The sequence below is a fragment of the Methanobrevibacter thaueri genome, assembly GCF_015062915.1.
GTDB classification, from domain to species: domain Archaea; phylum Methanobacteriota; class Methanobacteria; order Methanobacteriales; family Methanobacteriaceae; genus Methanocatella; species Methanocatella thaueri_B.
Window position 1 is genome coordinate 1 of sequence record NZ_SUTJ01000010.1, and the last position, 20124, is coordinate 20124.

Here is a 20124-nt window from a genome sequence, read left to right on the forward strand (position 1 = left end):
CTTGTCCCTTTTCTGAACTCTCAATGGTGCATTGGTAATGTTTTTCATTACAGAGTGGTGCGGGAACAGGTTGAAGTTCTGGAACACCAAACCGAATGTTCCGTCAAAATTTATCTCTCCACTGTCTTCCTGCTCAAGATCTGTAATGCATCTGAGCAATGTTGATTTACCTGAACCTGACGGTCCTATAATAGCTAAAACCTCACCCTTTTCAACGCTGAGAGAAATATCCTTTAAAACCACATTGTCTCCAAAACTTTTCTTGAGATTTTTAATTTCTAGCAAACTCATAATATTTCCCCCTTATTCATAATAATCCATTCTATTTTCCAGGTATTCCATGACAAATGCCACTATAATGTTGAATACATAATAGAATACACCGGCTACGAGCAATGCTGCAATTGATGCGTCTGCAGCTGCAATCTGTTTAGCTACTGTGAACATTTCAGGTATTGCGATAACAAATGATAATGATGTGTCTTTTACGAGGGTTATGACCTCATTAGTTACGGAAGGAAGAATTACCTTAAACACTTGAGGCATGATGATTATGAAAAATGTTTCAATTCTTGAATAACCCAATACTTGGGCCGCTTCATATTGTCCGCTGTTAATTGATTCGATACCACCACGGTAAATCTCAGCAAAGTATGCAGCATAGTTTATAGTAAATGCTATTATGACAGCATAAAAACGATAATCCGCTGATAGGTTTATGCCGAAGACATAGTATGGTGCGAAGAACACTACAATTAACTGCAACATCAATGGTGTACCTCTCATTATTGAAATATATATCTTCATCAGCCACCTGAGCGGTGCGAAATTACTCATTCTTCCTCCGGCTATGACTAAACCGAGAGGAAGAGAGAATAATAGTGTAAGCAAGAATATTTCAATTGAGGTAACCATACCTCCAAGCAATTGTGAAATAACATTACTTAATATCATTTAATAATTCTCCCCTCTTTAACTTAAAATGTGTTTATGGTTGGATTAATGCGTCTTCGGAAATTCCGTATTTTTCAGCGATTTTAGCAACGGTTCCGTCTTTAAACATTTCGTTTAAGGTGTCTTGTACTTGGTTTTTCAAGTCATCGTTGCCTTTTTTGAATCCAATACCGTATTTTTCTGTAGTGATGTACTGATCAATCACTTTGAAGTCGTCAGGATTGTCTTGGTTTTTGATGTCGTATTCACCAACACCGATATCCATTGCGATAGCGTCACATGCACTTGATTTCAAGTCCATGAATGCAGTGTTATAATCAGCCACTTCAGTTAAGGTTCCGAAACTGTCAGCGATAGTCTTGTTGTCTCCTTGAAGAGCTGCTAAAGCTGAAGAGTCTTTTTGTGTTTCAACGGTTTTTCCATTTAAGTCGTCGATAGTGTCAATTCCGGAATCTGCTCTTACGATGAATACTTGTTTGTTGTCAAAGTAAGGGTCAGACCAGGTGTAATCGTTTTCCCTACCGTCAATGGTGAATCCGTTCCAGATACAGTCGATGGAACCGGAATCGATTTCAGCATCTTTTGCATCCCAATCAATAGGTTGAGCTACAAATGTCCAATTGTTTCTGTCACATACTTCTTTTGCTAAGTCTAAGTCGAAACCAGTGTAGTTTCCACTGTCGTCCTTATATCCGTAAGGTGGGAATTCAGCATCAAAACCTACAATGAAAGTGTCTTCATCGTTGGTGGTTGCATTGCCGGAATTGTCCCCTCCTAAAAAGTCAAATAAACCAGCGCTTGCAGTACCCATAACTAAGAAAGCTACTAATACTAAAGCTAATATTAAACCTATCTTTTTATTCATAAAAAACACCAAATAGTTATAACTATGGGTAGAAGTTTTTGTCTACCAACATAATTTTTATGTTTCAACATATTTATTTATTGCTTTATGATTTTTCAAAATTTGATGTTTCGTATTGAATTAAATACTTTTTTTAGGGAATATTTTGTTTTTTTATTATTTTTTTTAGGTTTTTTATTATTATTTTTTGAATGATATTCAACTATGTCGCGGGAGTTTAAAACAAGTTCATAGCCTCTCCGTGCATATTTCTTAATGGTCTTTTTATCCTTGATGGTGATTTTTTCAAATTCCCCTTTTGCCTTTTGGAAATATTCATCTGAATCTTCACTTTTAAGGTAAACCAATATCTGGGCAATCTTAAAGAAGATGAATTCGTTTTCAAGCTCCTCATAATAACCGTTCTGGCGGATATAATCCTCGACCATGTCAATTACCTTGAATATGTCAAAGCCGTTGGCTGAGGAATTGAGTATTGAATCTGGATTTGACCGGTAATTGTAGAATGATTCGGGAACAAAGGACAACCTTTCCGCTTCAAGCATCAATTTAACATGCACTGGAACATCCTCAAAGTTCAAGCCGATTGGAAATATGGTGTCCTTGATGAAATCCCTTTTATATAGCTTGAGGCATGCGGAAAATGCTGAATTCATAACATGCCTTTTAACATCTCCATATGTGAATGTGAAGTTGTCATAATCAATATCGCCGAAAATCTTGTCTATCTTGAATTCCACACCTCTCTTGTGGACATTATGGGAATCATCAACTGTCTGGAACTTGAAAAGCACCATATCCGAATCATTTGAAACGATGTTGTCATGGAGTCTTTCCAATGCATCAAGCTCAAGATAATCATCGGAATCGATAAAGTAGACATAATCACCTTTTGCTCTTTTAAGCCCATTATTTCGTGTTGCAGCAAGTCCCTGATTATGCTGATTGATTATTGATATCCTTTCATCCTTCAGGGAGTATTGAGTTAATATTTCAGGGGAGCGATCTGTTGAACCGTCATTGACACAGATTATCTCAATGTCCCTAAAGCTTTGATTGCGTATGCTGTCCAAGCACTGTGCAAGATAATCCTCAACATTATAAACCGGTATAATCACTGAAATGGCAACCATGAACATCACTAAAATATCTTAAATCTCTTATTGGATTTTTCGTTCAACTGCTTTTTCAACCTTTGGTTTTTCCTGAATTCACTTTCAAACAGTTCATTTAAGCTTGTTAATCTTTTTTGATAGTAATCATCACTGAATGAGTAATCCTCATCAACATAACCATTGTCATTGAGAATCTCAGCGAGAGCCTCACATGAAGTGGGGTAATCTGAAACATCTGACTTATATTTCACATCACTCTTGGATAGTGTACTTTCGCTTTCACAGATTGCCCAAATGTCAGATGAAGATCCAAGATAATCTGAGAATTTTGATGGAAGATACGGATTGACTGGGTAATGTCCTTTTGTATTTGCATCATTTACAACCAGAACATCGAATCTTGTTGTGGCATTTAAAAATTCAATGTATTCCAATGGCTTTTTAATCTTGATATTGCCTTTACACTCCAAAGTGGAAATCAATCTTTTAATCAATTTCTTATCGTTGATGAATATGTATAACCTGATTTTATCCTTATATTTATGATTGAGTGATTCCAATGCGTTAAAAAGTCCCTCAAAATGACGCTTGCCGTAATAGTCACTGCCAAAATAGGCGATATTGACATAATTTTCATCAAGCTTCAATTTGGATTTCTTCAAATGATAATACTCATCAGGAAGTGTGGGATGAGGCATGATTTCACTTTTGGCCATGACATGGTCATGAACATCAACGGGAAACTGGTCAAGCATGATTTGCCTTTGATTTTCATTTGTAAAGATTACCTTATCGGCAAAGAGATAAACCAGATACTCTGCTATAAAATAAGCGGATGATTCATATTCAATCAATGGAAAATCCTTATTAAAATTAGAAATATGGCTGTTGAGCATGTCTATATATGCGTCATCATCAACAATCATCTGCTTATATGTTTTCTCATTGTTTGACAAATCATAAATGAGTGGGTCTGAAAATTCAGCAGTCCAGAATGTGGAACTGTTCTGTAATTTATATTCACAGGCCAGGAAATGATTGGCCATAAGCCATGACCTGGAATAGATTCTTTTGTAATCATTTTTAATAGCCGATTTTCCCTTTCTGATGAACTTTTCAATGCATTCCCACCAGTCATTATCACAGGACACGTCAACTAATATCCTATTGTTAATGTAATCATTGACTTTCAGGCTAAATTCATTATCATCCAGATTGCTTCTTGCTTGCAATACGTCAACAGGATGACCTGCATCAATTATTCTTTTAGCAACGGTTATTCCTGAAACATAATTGGAAGGTGGAAATAAACATGAAATAACTAATTCATCACACTCTTTTTGCATATTAAAATATTTTTATTTCAATGTTTAAAAAGTTTTTTTAAGCGGTTAAAAGCTTTAGGCTTTGCATCTGTTTTTTTACTTTTCTTTTTATTTTTCCTTTTCAAGTCAAATTTCTCAATGGATGATTCGAACTCATGGTAATTTTTGGAGGTTATTGCCTTTAAAAATATCTTTCGACTCCTCTTGTTTGCAAGTTCCAGCGTTCCATCTGATTCATATCTTTCCTTCTTGGCTTTGAAGTCATTTTGAATTTTTAAAAAGAAATCATCCTTCAATTTATCCGGAACCTGTGAAAACCTTAAATATATATCCCTGCACTGCCTATTGAAAAGCTTATGCTTGACCGTTTCATACTCGCCGGATTGGATAATTATATCATCTATTATATTGTAGATGGTTATAACATCACTGAACTTGTCAAAATTCGAATTGGTAATGGAATTCTTATGAATACGCCTGAAATAATAATACTCATCCTTGAAAAGCACTCTTTTCGCCTTTAGAAAAAGTTCGATGAAAAATGGATTGTCCTCAAATATCAAGCCCTCTTTGAAGCTCATGCCTTCAATCAAATCCCTGCGGTATAATTTGCCTGGTGCAGTGACGGATATTCTAAACAGCAAATGCTTTACATCATCATAGCAAAATACATCGTCCTTAACATGGCTTTTAAGCAAATCCATTTCAAAATAGGAATATTTTGACTTTTCCCTTGTCTCATCGTCAAAGTCAATTATCTTAAATATCAGCAAGTCAAGGGATTTCGATTCCATAATCCCATATAGTTCAGAGAGTGCATTATCCTCAAGATAATCATCAGAATCCAAAAATAGCACGTATTTACCAGTGGCTTCCTTTAAACCGTTGTTGCGTGAAGCTGACAGTCCCTGGTTTGCCTGGTCAATAATCTTTACAGGGTAATTTCGAAGAATTTCAAGTGAATTGTCTGTTGATCCATCATTTACACAGATCACTTCAATGTCCTGAAAGCTTTGGTTCAACACACTTCCCAGGCATTCATCAAGATATCTGGAAGTGTTGTAGACTGGTATGATGATAGATATTTTAGCCAAAAAATCACCGCTATTTGAGTATTCCCCTAATCTTATCAATTAGCTTAACAGTTTTGCGAGACCTGTACTGGTTAATTGTCCTGGTTAATTTGGAGTTTTTAGATTTAAGGGCATTGTTCTCGTTAACCAGTTTTTCATTTTTCCTCATCAAGTCTTCAAGTTTATTGTCTGAGCTGTGAATTGACTTGTTTGAGATATATATCTTGTTTCTCTTGTTCTTGAATTTCACAACATTGTTTTTAAAAGTAAATTTAAATTCTTTAACGAGCCTGATTGAATTGAATGATTCAGGGGAGTTCAATTCATATTTCTTTATTATGTATCTTGTTAGATCGTGATATGGTATTGCAAAAGTAAATGAAGTGGAATCTTCCAAATAAGTCACTGGAAATGCAGTTTCCCTGTATGTGACGAAGTTTGTAAGAACCATATTCCTGATTTCACGGATTGACCTGCAATTGAATATGAACTGTCCGCCATCAAGGACTATGTTTTCAACAATTATTTCATTTTCAGTCTTTTTCTTGACGTCAAGGTATAGTATATTGTTGATGCCTATTCCCAAGTCAATGTCGTAATTGGCATATCTGATTGAGTGGCGCCCATAATTTTTTAGAAGAACTTCATGATTAAAATCGTTTGACTTATATGTCAGTTTGATTTTTGAATGGTCCAAATCTTTAATTAAACTTAATGGAATAATCAATTTATTATTTGATAGGTTCAATGGAAATTCCTTATTTTTATGAAGCAAATGTGCAATTATTTCATAGGAATCTTTTTTGGGAATTCCTATTAACTCTTCAGCCACATCAATGAAGAGATTTTCCTCATCATTATAAACATCACTGACTCTAACGTTAAACTGAAGGTCCCCATTTTCACTGTCGGTGCCAATCAATCCCAAGTATCGCTCGTCAATATCCAACTCCATTTGTGGATTTAACTTGAATTCCTCTTCCAAATGAGCAAATGACAGTAATGAGGCAATATCGCGATTTTCAACCATGGAATATAAAACCCTTAGATAAGAATCCAAATCATCCTTCAAATGGTCTGGAATAATATCAAGGATATCGCAAACGCCTTCCAGCAACTCATTGTAATGCTTGCCAGGATAATTTCCTATCTTTTTAAGTGAAGTCTTCAAGTCATGCCTCAACCACTTGTCATACACAACATTGGATAACTCTTCCCTTAAACCATATTCTAACATTGATGAGTGATAACGTTTTAGAATGTTAATGCGATCGGTGAAATTTCGAATGTCATCCTGCCTTTGTGTTATTGATGACTTTTCCTTTCTAAGTCTCCAGAAATAAAAGATATTCTGTGAAAAACCAATGGATTTTGCATTAACATAAGCCTCAAAAGAAAAAAGCAAATCCTCATAATATACATTCTCATTAATAAATCTGATATTATGATTATCTAGAAACTCCCTTTTAAAGAGTTTATTGCATGCAATGGTATCCCATAATAAATTAGGATACTCGCCTATTGTAAATGACTTGGCATTTCCTTCAAAATCACGGAATGCCTTTTTGAATAGAATATTTTCCCAAATATTAAACTCGCCAAATTTCATTACATTACCGACAATGAAATCATTATCGGCATTGAAATTGTATAGGTTTTCATAAGCCTTTGGAGGTAAGTAATCATCAGAGTCCATGAAATGGACATATTCCCCTTTTGCATAAGTCAATCCATAATTACGGGCAATTCCCTGACCTTCTCTTTTTTTATGATAAGCATGGAAATTCTCATAGTTACTTGCATATTCATCTATTATATACCTGGAATCATCTGTTGAACCGTCATCGATCATTATCACTTCAATGTCCTCAATCATTGTCTGATTGAGTAGTGAATCAAGCGCTTCCTCAATGTAGGATTCCACATTGAACACGGGCATTATAACAGAAATTTTAACCATAGAACACCTATTTTCTTATTGCATCATCAATTCTTTTTGAGGCATTACCATCCTCAAAGCTACAGAATCTTTCATAGAATTCATCGTATTTATCAGCATATTCCTCTTTCAAATCATCAATATTTAAAATGGCATCAATCACTTCATCAGTTGTCTTTAATAATGGTCCTGGAACTTCTGAGTGAATATCAATATAAAATCCTCTCAAGACGTTTTCATATTTTTCCAAATCATAAGTGAAGTAAAGGATTGGTCTTTTCAAGTTTGCATAGTCAAAGAACACGCTTGAATAGTCTGTAATTAAAATATCACTAATCAGATAAAGCTCTGCAATATCATCATACCTACACACATCATAAGCAAAACCCTCATAAGGGGATAAATCCAATTTATCCGCAACGAAGTAATGTGTCCTTACAAGAACGATATATTCATCACCGATTGCCTTTTGCAGCTTATCCAATTCAAGCTTCAAGGTGAAATGCATTTTACCTGCATCGAAATACTCATCATCCCTCCAGGTAGGAGCATACAACACTATCTTCTTATCAGAAGGCAAATTCAAGTCATCCTTAATCTTCTGAACCTGTTCAGGTGTTGCATTGTATAAAATGTCATTACGAGGATAACCTGTTTCAAGTATTTCACCATCATAGGCAAAGGAACTGCGAAGGATTTCAGTAGTGTAACGGTTCGGTGAGATAAGATAATCCCATTCCTTAGCAACCTTAATATAGGATTTCTTGATATTAGGATCCCTTGTATGAACATTTCCAATGTCAAGACCCAGTTTTTTAAGTGGAGTTCCATGCCATGTGGAAACAATCTTCTGCGGACCTCTCTTATGAAGTCTGGATGCCTGGCGACCGTTGATTACCCAATATTTAGACTTGGCCAATTCCTTATAGTATGCAAGGGAGAATCTCTTAACCTTTTTAGGGTTTCCCGGAATCTTAACACTCTTATCATTAATCACCCATATGTAATCAAGCTCATCGCCATACTTATTGTAGAGGTATTCATACAGGTATTTCGGACTGTCTGAATAGAACTTGCCCAAGAAACTGCAGAACATGACCTGCTTTTCATTTACAGGTTTTTTGTTATAATATCTGAAGTATATGAATGTCTTGAATCTCCATCTGCTTTTAAAGACACGTATGGTCTTTTTAAGGTTAACTCTTAGCTTGATGAATTTGGTTAGTCTATTAATGTTATTATCCTGAAAAGCCTTGATTTCCTGTTTCTGTATAAAGGACAAGTAGTTCATGTTAAATTCATATGAAATCTTTTGCATGACTTCAAAAACATGACCTCTCCAGTTTTCATCATCACTGTATAAGAAATTAGGTCCGAAAACCTTGTAGTAATAATCAAAGAAAGTGTATGCCATTTCATCCTTAAGCAGTTTGTATTTCTCTTCATGGGTCTTATCATAGTGTTCATTTACAATTTCCAAAACATCATAATATGCTGTTGCATAACTAAGGAATGCATCCCCATGGTCTTCCTGATTCAGTGAAGTCAGATTAATAGGGTCGTCCCTGTTTCTTTTCGCATAAACAGCATCTTCAACCCCTATAAAGGTTTTTATTCTTGGGAAGATTGAAGTGATGAAAAAGTAATCTGAATAGAACCGATCATTTTCATCGAACAATGTATCTGCTATGATACCCCTCTTAATCAATGAATGAAGAACTGACAATATCTCCTTCTTATTGGTTCTTGTACCGACCAGTAGCCTCATTGCAAATTCCATATCTGACAATTTGCCTTTTTTCATAGGGTACTTGCTTTTTTTATTGAACCTTTCCTCAAATCTTTCACGGATAAATGGTGTAGCCATCCTTTCCCCGTTAATGAAATCAGCATGAGTGGCTTTAGCGGTGTTAACCAGTTTTTCCAATGCATTCTTATAAAGGTAATCGTCACTGTCGATAAAGTATATATACTCTCCGCTTGCCATTTTCAATCCTTCATTTCTGGCCCTGGCTGCACCTAAACGTTCATCAAATGACTTTACAATGATGTTTAGATTGTCATAGCTAGCGATTAAATCAGCTACATCCTCCTTGATTCCATTCAATATGAGAATGATTTCACTATCATCAATGTTTTGTTCAGTTAGACTGTCTAGACAGTCCTTGAGATATCTCTCAACAGTGTCAAATGGAATAATAATGCTTAAAAATGTCATGTATATCAGTTAAAATTTTTCATTTGCCCTTTTAAGGTTTTCCACTGATTCCTCAAGTTTTTCCATAATGCCCTCTCTGCGTCTAAACTTATTGAGCCTGTCATGGTCTCTTATTTTTTTAGGAATCTGCAGGAATTTCTTGCCGTAAATGTCAATTAGGTATTGTCTTGAATCTGCAGGGGCTAAAAATTCATAAGGTCCGAAAGGAAGCCTGATTAATGGGAATACCTGGTCAGTTTCAACTATATCAAATTTATAAACAGAAAATTGCCTTAAGTTGTTTCTGGAATCCTCAACACCTGGAATCATATGAGTGTCCCTTTCAAGGGTGCAGTTGAACTTTTCATAAAACTCATACACGGTCTCTTCCAAGTCATGATCATCAGGGTTATGGTAATATTCTTTTGAAAATAACATGTAATCGTTTTCTAAATCTTTTCCGTCATAATCTTTGAGATATTCATATGGATAAATGTCAAGACCGATGAATTTACCTGTGTATCCTGGATAATAATAGGATAACTGATACCATCTTACTGATTTGCGGTTGTGCTTATCGACTTTCAAATCAGCCTTGATTTCAGGGATTCCACATCTGTCAACCTCATCCTGAATAATATCAATGAATTTGATATAATCGGACCTCATCATTCCTACATCCAAATCATCATCCCATGGAATCAGTCCTTCATGGCGATATGCTCCAAGCAATGTTCCATAATCCATCCAGTATTCAATGCCGTGCTTTTTGCAAACATTATCAAAAAACAGCATGACTTCATAGCATAATTCCTGCATTAAGGACAGATACTTGTTTGGCTGGAGATCATGGAATGCATAAATGTTATTCAAGTAATCCTGGTGAGTATCAACTAGCCTTTGAAGTCTGTTGAACTCCTTACGGGTGACTTCCTCCTGCTTATCCACTCCCAGTAATTTAGCCATTTTTCTTTTAATTTTATTCTTAACCACTTTAAACCCTCATGATATTTTATTTATTCATAAAAATATTTATAAAATAAGTTATATAAAAGTTAGGGTTAAAATAAGTTTTAAGGGAATTTTTTAAAAAAATAAGCAATTTAAAATGAATTCAATCAAAATTCTCATTAGCTGTGATTAGTTCATCTTTAGCTTCAGTTAACTTTTCCATAATATTTGGATATTTCTTATATCTGGTCAAACGACCATGGTCCTTGCTGCTTCTTCCTATTTCCATATAGTTTCTACCATATATCTCGCTAAGATAGTTATCGGTGTTGTTCGGAACAAGAAACTCGTATTTGCCAAACTTGATTCTTTTTAATGGCTGCAAGTCCTCAGTTTTCAAAATCTTGAAAACAGAACCTGTCATGAAACGGCCCCCGTCAACGCCTGCAATGAAATGATCAGTCTTTGACAGGCTAAGGTTCAAATGAGTGCAGCTTGAATCGATTGCATCCTTCAAATGGTCTATCTCACCGTCCCAAGCCTTGAAGAATTCAGGGCGACGCTTATGGAATCTTGGGATATAATCATCATCGAAATAGGTGATGTAGTCATATGGGAAAACGTCAATTCCAACATATTTCCCGTTGAATTCAGGGTACTTGCAGTTGATTTGATACCATCTTATTGAACCAACATCCCATGAAGGCTCCTTGAACCATGCAACAACATTTTTCATGCCACTTTTTTCAAGTTCAGCCGGGAAAACATCTAAAAATCTATAATAATCATCCCTCAGCATTCCAACATCCAAATCATCATCCCATGGAATGAACCCTTCATGCCTTACAGCACCAAGCAAGGTTCCGAAATCAAGCCAGTACTCCACATCATATTTGGTGCAGATGTTGTCGAAATATTTCAAAAGCTCATAGGAGATTGTTCTCATTAAATCCATATATGGAGTCAATTCCAGCTCATGGTAAACGAAAATGTTATTCAAGTAATCATGTTGCCTGTCCACCATCTGTTGAAGTTCTTTGAATTCCCTTTTGGTTGGATAAGCACTTTTCTTAGAGCTTTTTTTCTTAAATCTATTAAACATACACACCACACTATTCAAAATTTTCATTGGCATTATCTAAAATTGAGATATGACTCTTCAGGATGTCTTCATTGCTTTTAAGCTGATTCAACTTGCCTGAATCATGAAGTTCAGATATTGCCTTAATGTAGTTTTTACCATTCAACTGCCTTAAATAATCATTCGGATGAGCAGGAATCATGAATGAATGCTCATTCAAGTGAATTTCATCAAGTGGAAACACATTATTCCTTTCTGTTTTATTATTCTTTGATGATTTTACTATGCTTCCATCAATATCATCAAGTGAAGAAATTGCAACACTGAGCAATTTGGCCTCGATTTCAGGACACACCAATGACATTTCCAACTTATCATGATCATATTTAAGATTGTTCAAGCCTAAACGGCCTATTTCCAGTTTCACTGCATAATTCAGTTTATCCAAATCAGATTTCATAACGGCAACGCTAATCTTTTCGCTGAAAGCCATCAGCTGCCCGTTTCTTATAACATTTAAAAGAGTGTCATCATCAATCCAATAGAGGATATCATGACTGCGACACACATTATCAAAGAAAGCCAGCAGTCCATAGGATAAATCAAGCATATCTTTTAAGATTGGAGTAGGTTCCAGGTTATAGAACATGTACACATTATCAATGTGGTACTGATGAGCGTTTATGAGTCTTTTTAACTTTTTAAATTCCTTTCTTGAAACAAACTCCTCATCTGAAATTATTTCTTCACTTTCATCCCTGGTGAATCTATCAAAAATCATAATTATCATTAAGTCCTTTTAAGTCCTCACAGGACCTTTCTAAAATCTCTTCAATGTTTTCAATTTCCATTAGACGTGCTAATCTAGTCTGTTTAGGTTTCTTTTTAGGAATCTTTATGAACCGTTTGCCATAGATGTCCCTGGCATATGATATTGAATCATTTGGTGCGGGAAAATCATACTTTCCAAACCTGGATTTCACAAGCGGAAACAATCCATCGCTTTCAAGTATCTTGAAAGAATGCATCTTGCTTTTTCCCCTGATTCCCTCAATGCCTGCAATGTAATATTTATTCTTGTTAAATGTGAGGCCTAAACTGTCATACATGCCATCAACATCAATACTGCTGATGTTTTCCCTTAACTGATTATACATTTCCTCAAAATTATCCATTGGATTGCCTTCTATGTAGTCATAGGGAAATACGTTAATGCTCATGACGGTTTTGCCCAATTCATCACTATCATAATTAATCATTATCCAATTGCCAGAGTTGTCAACGGACATATTTTCAAATTCGACCATACTTGAATCCAATATTTCAGTTAGCCTCATATAGTCCTCTCTCATCATTCCAACATCCAGATCGTCATCCCATGGAATGAAATCATCATGCCTGACAGATCCCAAAAGGGTTCCATAATCAAGCCAATAGGTCAATTCATGCCCTTCACAAAGCCCATCAAAGAAACGAAGGAACTCATAGGACAAATTCCTGACACACTCGAGAAACGGAGTGGGTTTTAATTTATAAAAAACGTAAAGATTGTTAATGTAATCCTGATGAACGTCAACAACCTGCTGGAGCTTTTCAAAATCCTTGCGAGGTATCAAATCATCCTTGTTTATCTTATCATCAGATTTATCAAAAAACATCTTTTTCTCCTACTTCAATAAGCTATAAAATTCATTCACTGCAATATCATTGTATTTTTCAAAATCGGAATTGGCACATGTGACCTTGCCGTCTACAAAATCATACATTCCCTGAAGTATTCCTTCCTCGGAATTTTCAACAATATAACCTGCATAATCTCCCATTGCACGGGTTGAGGCAATATCTGTTGATATGATAGGAATACATAAGGTATCCGCTTCCATAAGCACCATAGGCCATCCCTCATGATATGAGGACAATATGAAGAGATCACATTCCTTAAATATTGGCATTGGATTTGAAACGTTATTGATTAAAGTGACATTGTCACAGTATTCAATGGAATCCACCAATCGGCATGTCCTTTCATATTCAACGCCATATCCTCCAATGATTATGAGTTGTGCATCGTTGAACTCCCTGCAGAATTCATTGAATGCCTTGATTAATCTTTCATGACCCTTTTCAGGTGAAAATCTTCCTATTGTGATGAACTTGAATGCATTTTTCCTTAAGACACAATCCAGATTATTATTGTAGACAACAGTGTTTTCATCAAGATGCACTTCATCCTCAGCCCTTTCCAGTATTGAGTCATAGTCATTCAGGTTATGTATTACATGAATGTTGTCCTTTCGACCGCTTATGGTGCTGGTCGGTTCTATCAGGCTTGAGGACACGACACATACATTGTCTGCAGATGAATATGCCTCTTTCAGTATATTCGGATTTTGATTATGTTTGGTTTTTATTTCAGCAACCATGTCATTGTGAACCCAAACGCTGCTTTTAATGCCGCTTGAGGTAAACATCAATGTCTCATCATGATTATATCCGTCAAAGTCAATCACCATATCCCATTTGACGCATCCAAACTGCTTGTCAAATGATCTTTTAAACAGTTTATGCAATTCATCGGGACAATCCATCTTGTCTTCAGAGAGGTAAAACTTGTTGTAGCTGAGTTTTTCCTTAATTGTTGGGGTTAAATTGAACCTTATCGGCAATACCTCAACGTTTTCAGGTATAAGCTTGAATATTTCCTCGTGATTTTCAAGAATGTTGTTTTCCCATTGCTTGAAGGTAATGAAAAAGTTGTATTTTGTCCGGTCAACGCAATTCAACAGGTTGAATAACGCTGAAGCTATTCCGAACTTGTATAATGCACCTGCAAATATGAGGATGTTGGGATTGTTATTTTTAACTTTTTCCTCAACACATATTTTTTCATTGAGGAATATGTGTCTGCATAATCTTTCAGTCGCATCGGCATTGTCAAATTCACAGAATTCCTTGTTGAAATTGACGAAATTATAATTAATTGGAGTGTTCAATTCCTCCACAAGCTCATCAATTGTTTGAACCTTAGGAAATGGAAGATGACTTAAAGGTCGATAAAATCCCCTATAGGATATGTAATCCTCCTCATCATAATTATACAGTATAATCTTTCTTTCAGTATTGGCAAAATCAAAAAATACGCTAGAATAATCAGTAATCAATACATCAGCCATATTCAAAACATCATATATCTCATAGCCTTTCGGAAACGGCATAATATTACTGAATTTTTCAAAATCAATTTGGGACTCATTTAAAACATGCAACTTGGCAAACAGTATCTGATTATCCTTTAATCTGGAATCCAACTCAGTCAATATCTCTTCAACATCCCTTTTCTGCCCGTCATCATCACGGTCCATCAGTATGCCTCTGAATGTGGGCATGTAAACGAATATTTCCTTATCCTCCAATCCCAGTTTCTCTTTTAGCCATGCATCCTTGAAAAACACACTGTTTCTTGGATATCCCTCAAGCAATATCTTGCCGGGATAAATCTTTTCAATCATATATCCCTCAAGCATCCTATTTTTCATGAAACGATTAGGATATAAAAGGTAATCGCTTGAAAGAAGAGGGTGCTGGACATTGCCCAAACGGTGCTCCTCTGCAATGTTGTCTTTTCCCATCACTTTCAAAGGTGTTCCGTGCCAGGTGTTTATGAATACCTGACCATCCTTTTTGACGTATTTGGGACGGATTCCTGAGTCAGTGAATATGTATTTGGCCTTTTCTAAGGTTTTTGTTGCAAGTGCCTCTTTAGTAATGATCTTGTCTATTTTAAGGTTGTAGTTTTTCTGAAATGCCTTGATTTTATCAACTACCTGAGGCTTTGCATGGACATGTATCTTGAAATTGCCATACTTGCCGGTGGAAAGCTCTTCAACAATCCTGAAGATGTTTCCTGTAAAGTCAAGTCCGTCACGGGATTCAAAATAAACTAAATTATCATCTAGGCCATCATCATAATATGCCTTATAAATCATTGAATTGACAGCACAATCCTTGAAGTTACGCAATTTAGTTTTAAAACCCATGATTATCACAAAAAAATAAGTAATGATGGAATCTAATAAGAAGAGTATCCATCATCAATAACTAATGAATCCACACCATGATAAGCCTTGTTGAACAAGGTTCCATTGTAGTTGGTGTGAATGGTGTAATTTCCATTCTCAAAAGTGGACAATACAACTGAAGCCTCACCCTGATTATCGGTGATGACATCATAATTGTCAGCCCATCCTGAATCATCCAAAATCTTTATATGTATCTGTTCGCCAGGATAAACGTTCCTATACTCATCCTTCAATACAACAGTAACCGCATCCCCATTTTTCAATGTTGAATTGCTTGTCACCTCAACCTTGGTGTTGTGGGAATTTGATTGTATGAAGGCAAAAGCTCCAATCGCAACAATCAGTATTATTATGATTGGAACTGCAATAGTCTTTGCATTAACCATTATCCTCACCTAATCATTATGTACAAGCAGCACATCCACGTCAGCTGTCTTTAAAACCTTCTCGGTCACACTGCCCAGAACCAGCCTGTGAAGGCCGCTTTTACCTGATGATGAAATCACAATCAGGCCAACTCCTTCCTCATTGGCCACCTGATTGATGGTTTCGGCCGGAAAACCAGCTCTTACAACTGTCTTAACATTCAAATCATCATCGAATTTGGCAGCCATATTCTTTACGGCAGTTTCAGCTTCCTTTTTCATTCTTTCATTTACTTTCTTAACCTTTCTACGTGATTGAAATGCACTTGATGTTAATTTACCAGCAACGGACAAAATAATGATTTCCCCATCATCAGCAATTAAATCGGTAACCCTATCCACTTCTTGATCTGCATATGTTGAACCATCTGTTGGCAATAAAATTTTTTTATACATAACTGCACCTAATATCTAAATAATTATATATTCATTTTCATAGTTAATAATACTTTATATGAATCAAACAATTTTTAAAAAATACATTTAAATTAATTAAAAATTAATATAAAATACATGACACGACAAGACAAGATTGTTAAAACAAGCATAATCGGCATTGTTGTCAACCTCATACTGGTGGCCTTCAAGGCTGTTGTGGGGATTGTCACCAATTCCATTGCGATTACTTTGGATGCGGTCAACAACCTGACCGATGCTTTATCATCAATAATCACAATAATCGGAGCAAAACTTGCGGGTAGAGCACCTGACAAGGACCATCCATACGGATATGGACGTATTGAGTATTTCTCATCAGTAATCATTGCAGCAATAGTTCTCTGGGCAGGTATCACTGCACTGATGGAGTCATGGCCTAAGATATTCCACCCTGACGTTACCAACTACACCACCGTTTCACTGGTAATCATTGCAGTGGCGGTTGTTGTGAAAATTCTATTGGGACAATACGTGAAGCGCACAGGAGAAAGCATTAACTCACAGGCTCTTGTTGCATCAGGAAGCGATGCATTATTTGATGCAATACTTTCACTGTCCACACTGGTTGCGGCAATCATCTCAATATTCTTCCACATCTCACTTGAGGGGATTTTAGGAGTGATCATTTCAATTGTAATCATAAAGGCAAGTATAGATATGCTAAGAGAAACCCTTGACAGCATGATCGGTGCCAGGGTCGATTCAGAGCTTTCAAGAAAAATAAAGGACTCAATACTTGAGGTTCCTGGAGTCTACGGTGCATATGACTTGACTCTTCACAATTACGGGCCTGAAGACATGCAGGGTTCAGTTCATGTTGAAATCGATGACAACCTGACTGCAGTGGATATCCATAAGCTCACAAGAGAGATTGCTCTTAAGATATATAAGGAATTCTCAATAATATTGACAATTGGAATCTATGCTCACCATGATTCCCATAAGGAAATACGTAATGATTTATATGAGATAGCTTCCAAATATGAAGAGGTTCTTGAGATTCATGCATTCATGGTCTATGAGGCTGAAAAGCTAATCACATTCGACATTATCGTTGATTTCGATGCCGACCGTGAAGCAGTTAAAGAGAAAATATTAAGTGAAATCAAGAAAAAGCATCCGGAATTCAACTACGTCATGATTGATGATTATGATGTTAGTGATTAATATATACTAGAAAGACTAATATTAAATTATAAGGTGATAATATGGAAACAAAAAATATCATTTTAATTGCAATTGCCATCTTAGTGGTTGCTCTTATAGCTATTGGTGCATACATTATCGTCACCGACAGTAATCCTGATACAGTCATTGCCAACACAACAAGTGCAAACAATACTGCAAACAACACCACCAATGTCATCATGATTGATGAAAACGACACTGTTGGAGATAATTCACCAAGAAACGACACCAACACAAGTAATGCTACCTACAGAGTCTACAATCCTCAATCAGACTCCTATGTAACCGTTATCGGTGAAGGTTATGATGATGAAGTGGACAGATGGTACACTTACGATACTGATGGTGTAAGATATTACAATACAAGAATTAAATAAACTCATTTAATTCTTTTTTCTTCTTTTTTTAATCAAAAAACACTGCATTTGTCAGATTATCCCTATATGTTGTTTCATCCTTCAGGGATTCTATATGATGAATGACATTCAATTTCAAGTCCTCTAGTTTTATTCGAGCTTCAAGGTCATAGAAATCAACCCGGAACTGGAAAACGCACTTGACCTCCATTTCATAGTCATATACTATCCAGTTAGGGCCGTTAATGTCCAGGAAGTGAACGGACCATCTTGACATGACGCTGTTGATTTTAAGAGTGGCATCATCAACGTCAAAGTCATCATAGAAAACGATTTCCTTCATTGATACAAGTCCTGTGAGTCCTGCTGAGGGGTTATGTTAAGCTCAACCTCTTCACGGTTGAATATTCCGAATGTTGTTATTTCGCTTTTACGGATGCATAGGGGCTGTGAGATGCTGTTGTCCTCAAGGGATATTATCGCAACGTTCAGCCAGTCCTCATCCTCTGAAAGGTAACGGCATGGCTCGAAGAGCTGGAACTTGGTGATTATTGTCAGTAACGCTTCTTCAATTTCTATTTCCGCATCAGCATGTTGTCTGTTTAATTCTATAATCCTATCTTTAATGTTCATATGTTATCTCCATTGTAATATTTCTCCAAGCTTTCACGGTTCATGACGGCTGACTTGAACCCGTCAACGACAATCAGCCATATTGCCCTTAGGAAACCCTCACCGGTCAAGACCTGACAGTTTTCCAGTTTCAGCATTTCATAATTGGGATTTTCAACATGATATCTCAAGAATTCCTTCTTGATATCCCTCAAAAGATCCCTGTCAATGAATGACTCAAGAATGCCCTTTATTGAATTTGCAAAGGTGTTTCCGATTGACTTGGTAATCTCAATCTCATCTGCAGTCATCTCCCCGTCCATCTCCTGGATGATGTTTAAGAATGATGAGTAGTCCTGATAGCCGTAAACGGTGAAGCGCCCCTCGCAGCAGTGGGCTGAGTACTCGTCAATCAGGCATGCGAAATTGCTGCATGAGAGTATATGAGCAGCTATAACTTCAACTATTGGGGTTCTTTCACAGTCAAGCAGCTTGCAGAGCACTTCAGTGATTATTTCATTCAGTATGAAATGTGAAAGCTCATGTATAAGTGTGGTAATCTGCAGGCAATCGGTCTGCCTGTCATCCACTGTAATAGTTTGTGATTCGTAATATCCCAATTCACGTCCGTATGACTTGTAATCGACATCGACGAATGATTTTGTAAAAAGCAGAACCTTTTCAAGGATATTAATGTCATTCATGTCAACATAATTGTCCTTGATCATGTCGTCAAGGCAGCGCAGTGATGATAACTTGATGTTTCTGATGATTTTCCTGTAATCCTTAAGGTTGAATGCAAACTCATCTATGATTTCAACATTCTCTTCTGTCAGTATTGTCTTAAAATCAGCGTATCTGTTGGCACCATTTACCTTAAATGATGGATTGGCCTTGATATCCTCTATAGGTATCCTATCAGAAAGTGGCTTCAATGCGACAAGACAGTCATAGCAAACATTCTCCTCTTCAGGGTATTTCCTGTTGCATTGGGGACAGAACTTGGTGTCCGGCTCAGCTAAAGAGTAACAGGCATCCGCTTCATATAAATCTGCACTAAAATCAAATTCTGGAGCCCTTAATACATGTTTCTTGCTGTGAAATACAACTGGAGGATTTAATATATCATCAATCAATGCCTGCTTTTCTGTATCCACTTTTAAAAATCTTGATAAGTCACTTAACATTCAAAACACCTACCACATCATCATGAATGATATGAACCAGACAATCACTGCAACTATTATGACGTACTTACCGTGCCTCTTGGCCTTTGCGGAGTCACGAGTCAATAGGTATACTGCAGCTATAATACCAAAGAGCGGGATTAGAATCGCCAGAATGTAACCTACTATGATTGCAAGGTCATGGTTTTTTTCAACTACTGGTACCTGGTAATTATTGGTATTTTGCTGTGGGTTTGGGATTCTTTCAAGACTTGCTCCGCAGTTTTTGCAGAATTTAGCCTCATCCACCAGTTTTTCCCCACATTTTGGACAGAATTTAGACATGATGTTATTTTCTCC

21 protein-coding genes are annotated in these 20124 nt (G+C 36.4%); 2 read left to right on the forward strand and 19 right to left on the reverse strand.

The features are described 5' to 3' along the window. The 15 genes from E7Z78_RS07180 to E7Z78_RS07250 form a co-directional block, all read right to left on the reverse strand. Positions 1-291: ATP-binding cassette domain-containing protein (locus E7Z78_RS07180; RefSeq protein WP_303724481.1), on the reverse strand; the 291-nt coding region annotated here is incomplete at its 3' end. 12 nt (positions 292-303) lie between these two features. Then, positions 304-954, reverse strand: a complete 651-nt coding sequence (locus tag E7Z78_RS07185) for an amino acid ABC transporter permease (RefSeq protein ID WP_303724482.1) — start codon at positions 952-954, stop codon at positions 304-306. Between the two features lie 34 nt (positions 955-988). Continuing rightward, entirely contained in the window at positions 989-1819 is an 831-nt protein-coding gene (locus E7Z78_RS07190) for an amino acid ABC transporter substrate-binding protein (protein ID WP_303724483.1), read from the reverse strand. Positions 1820-1914: 95 nt separating this feature from the next. After that, on the reverse strand, positions 1915-2952 hold the full coding sequence (locus E7Z78_RS07195; RefSeq protein ID WP_303724484.1) for a glycosyltransferase: 1038 nt from the start codon (positions 2950-2952) through the stop codon (positions 1915-1917). Between the two features lie 8 nt (positions 2953-2960). Beyond that, the gene (locus E7Z78_RS07200; RefSeq protein ID WP_303724485.1) at positions 2961-4280 is read right to left on the reverse strand and encodes a hypothetical protein; all 1320 of its coding nucleotides are present in this window, start codon (positions 4278-4280) and stop codon (positions 2961-2963) included. 17 nt (positions 4281-4297) lie between these two features. Beyond that, the gene (locus tag E7Z78_RS07205) at positions 4298-5353 is read right to left on the reverse strand and encodes a glycosyltransferase (RefSeq protein WP_303724486.1); all 1056 of its coding nucleotides are present in this window, start codon (positions 5351-5353) and stop codon (positions 4298-4300) included. Positions 5354-5363: 10 nt separating this feature from the next. Beyond that, positions 5364-7292 carry a glycosyltransferase family 2 protein gene (locus E7Z78_RS07210; RefSeq protein WP_303724487.1) on the reverse strand — a complete coding sequence of 643 codons (1929 nt, stop codon included), beginning with the start codon at positions 7290-7292 and terminating at the stop codon, positions 5364-5366. Between the two features lie 7 nt (positions 7293-7299). Then, the gene (locus tag E7Z78_RS07215; protein WP_303724488.1) at positions 7300-9489 is read right to left on the reverse strand and encodes a bifunctional glycosyltransferase family 2 protein/CDP-glycerol:glycerophosphate glycerophosphotransferase; all 2190 of its coding nucleotides are present in this window, start codon (positions 9487-9489) and stop codon (positions 7300-7302) included. Positions 9490-9498: 9 nt separating this feature from the next. After that, complete coding sequence (locus tag E7Z78_RS07220) at positions 9499-10461, reverse strand: LicD family protein (RefSeq protein ID WP_303724489.1); 963 nt, start codon at positions 10459-10461, stop codon at positions 9499-9501. Between the two features lie 121 nt (positions 10462-10582). Further along, complete coding sequence (locus tag E7Z78_RS07225; RefSeq protein WP_303724490.1) at positions 10583-11521, reverse strand: phosphorylcholine transferase LicD; 939 nt, start codon at positions 11519-11521, stop codon at positions 10583-10585. Between the two features lie 10 nt (positions 11522-11531). Beyond that, positions 11532-12281 (reverse strand): hypothetical protein, encoded by a 750-nt coding sequence (locus E7Z78_RS07230; RefSeq protein ID WP_303724491.1) that lies wholly within the window; start codon positions 12279-12281, stop codon positions 11532-11534. Further along, positions 12271-13158, reverse strand: a complete 888-nt coding sequence (locus E7Z78_RS07235) for a LicD family protein (protein WP_303724492.1) — start codon at positions 13156-13158, stop codon at positions 12271-12273. The genes E7Z78_RS07230 and E7Z78_RS07235 overlap by 11 nt, the downstream gene beginning before the upstream one ends. A 9-nt stretch (positions 13159-13167) precedes the next feature. Continuing rightward, on the reverse strand, positions 13168-15537 hold the full coding sequence (locus E7Z78_RS07240) for a CDP-glycerol glycerophosphotransferase family protein (protein WP_303724493.1): 2370 nt from the start codon (positions 15535-15537) through the stop codon (positions 13168-13170). Between the two features lie 32 nt (positions 15538-15569). Next, entirely contained in the window at positions 15570-15965 is a 396-nt protein-coding gene (locus tag E7Z78_RS07245) for a hypothetical protein (RefSeq protein ID WP_303724494.1), read from the reverse strand. 9 nt (positions 15966-15974) lie between these two features. Next, positions 15975-16400, reverse strand: a complete 426-nt coding sequence (locus tag E7Z78_RS07250) for a universal stress protein (protein WP_303724495.1) — start codon at positions 16398-16400, stop codon at positions 15975-15977. A gap of 117 nt (positions 16401-16517) precedes the next feature. Here E7Z78_RS07250 and E7Z78_RS07255 point away from each other — a divergent pair, with 117 nt between their 5' ends. Both E7Z78_RS07255 and E7Z78_RS07260 read left to right on the forward strand, forming a co-directional pair. Continuing rightward, positions 16518-17609, forward strand: coding sequence for a cation diffusion facilitator family transporter (locus tag E7Z78_RS07255; RefSeq protein WP_303724496.1), 1092 nt, complete (start codon positions 16518-16520; stop codon positions 17607-17609). Between the two features lie 41 nt (positions 17610-17650). Beyond that, complete coding sequence (locus E7Z78_RS07260) at positions 17651-18007, forward strand: hypothetical protein (protein WP_303724497.1); 357 nt, start codon at positions 17651-17653, stop codon at positions 18005-18007. Positions 18008-18035: 28 nt separating this feature from the next. Here E7Z78_RS07260 and E7Z78_RS07265 read toward each other — a convergent pair whose 3' ends face one another. Genes E7Z78_RS07265 through E7Z78_RS07280 form a run of 4 tightly spaced genes read right to left on the reverse strand, consistent with a single transcriptional unit; the run spans position 18036 to position 20109 of the window. Next, on the reverse strand, positions 18036-18329 hold the full coding sequence (locus E7Z78_RS07265) for a hypothetical protein (protein ID WP_303724498.1): 294 nt from the start codon (positions 18327-18329) through the stop codon (positions 18036-18038). After that, the gene (locus E7Z78_RS07270) at positions 18326-18619 is read right to left on the reverse strand and encodes a hypothetical protein (protein WP_303724499.1); all 294 of its coding nucleotides are present in this window, start codon (positions 18617-18619) and stop codon (positions 18326-18328) included. Before E7Z78_RS07270 ends, E7Z78_RS07265 begins: the two co-directional genes overlap by 4 nt. Continuing rightward, positions 18616-19785 (reverse strand): hypothetical protein, encoded by a 1170-nt coding sequence (locus tag E7Z78_RS07275; protein ID WP_303724500.1) that lies wholly within the window; start codon positions 19783-19785, stop codon positions 18616-18618. The genes E7Z78_RS07270 and E7Z78_RS07275 overlap by 4 nt, the downstream gene beginning before the upstream one ends. A gap of 9 nt (positions 19786-19794) precedes the next feature. Then, positions 19795-20109: a zinc-ribbon domain-containing protein gene (locus tag E7Z78_RS07280; RefSeq protein ID WP_303724501.1), complete on the reverse strand. Its 315-nt coding sequence runs from the start codon at positions 20107-20109 to the stop codon at positions 19795-19797. Positions 20110-20124 lie beyond the last annotated feature (15 nt).

Excerpts from the sequence above, each read along its gene's own strand:
- E7Z78_RS07230 (WP_303724491.1), bottom strand. The coding sequence starts at position 12,281 with ATGATTTTTGATAGATTCACCAGGGATGAAAGTGAAGAAATAATTTCA.
- E7Z78_RS07245 (WP_303724494.1), bottom strand. The coding sequence starts at position 15,965 with ATGGTTAATGCAAAGACTATTGCAGTTCCAATCATAATAATACTGATT.
- E7Z78_RS07275 (WP_303724500.1), bottom strand. The coding sequence starts at position 19,785 with ATGTTAAGTGACTTATCAAGATTTTTAAAAGTGGATACAGAAAAGCAG.
- E7Z78_RS07185 (WP_303724482.1), bottom strand. The coding sequence starts at position 954 with ATGATATTAAGTAATGTTATTTCACAATTGCTTGGAGGTATGGTTACC.
- E7Z78_RS07270 (WP_303724499.1), bottom strand. The coding sequence starts at position 18,619 with ATGAACATTAAAGATAGGATTATAGAATTAAACAGACAACATGCTGAT.
- E7Z78_RS07280 (WP_303724501.1), bottom strand. The coding sequence starts at position 20,109 with ATGTCTAAATTCTGTCCAAAATGTGGGGAAAAACTGGTGGATGAGGCT.
- E7Z78_RS07190 (WP_303724483.1), bottom strand. The coding sequence starts at position 1,819 with ATGAATAAAAAGATAGGTTTAATATTAGCTTTAGTATTAGTAGCTTTC.
- E7Z78_RS07240 (WP_303724493.1), bottom strand. The coding sequence starts at position 15,537 with ATGGGTTTTAAAACTAAATTGCGTAACTTCAAGGATTGTGCTGTCAAT.
- E7Z78_RS07210 (WP_303724487.1), bottom strand. The coding sequence starts at position 7,292 with ATGGTTAAAATTTCTGTTATAATGCCCGTGTTCAATGTGGAATCCTAC.
- E7Z78_RS07265 (WP_303724498.1), bottom strand. The coding sequence starts at position 18,329 with ATGAAGGAAATCGTTTTCTATGATGACTTTGACGTTGATGATGCCACT.
- E7Z78_RS07250 (WP_303724495.1), bottom strand. The coding sequence starts at position 16,400 with ATGTATAAAAAAATTTTATTGCCAACAGATGGTTCAACATATGCAGAT.
- E7Z78_RS07225 (WP_303724490.1), bottom strand. The coding sequence starts at position 11,521 with ATGTTTAATAGATTTAAGAAAAAAAGCTCTAAGAAAAGTGCTTATCCA.
- E7Z78_RS07200 (WP_303724485.1), bottom strand. The coding sequence starts at position 4,280 with ATGCAAAAAGAGTGTGATGAATTAGTTATTTCATGTTTATTTCCACCT.
- E7Z78_RS07260 (WP_303724497.1), top strand. The coding sequence starts at position 17,651 with ATGGAAACAAAAAATATCATTTTAATTGCAATTGCCATCTTAGTGGTT.
- E7Z78_RS07255 (WP_303724496.1), top strand. The coding sequence starts at position 16,518 with ATGACACGACAAGACAAGATTGTTAAAACAAGCATAATCGGCATTGTT.
- E7Z78_RS07195 (WP_303724484.1), bottom strand. The coding sequence starts at position 2,952 with ATGGTTGCCATTTCAGTGATTATACCGGTTTATAATGTTGAGGATTAT.
- E7Z78_RS07235 (WP_303724492.1), bottom strand. The coding sequence starts at position 13,158 with ATGTTTTTTGATAAATCTGATGATAAGATAAACAAGGATGATTTGATA.
- E7Z78_RS07215 (WP_303724488.1), bottom strand. The coding sequence starts at position 9,489 with ATGACATTTTTAAGCATTATTATTCCATTTGACACTGTTGAGAGATAT.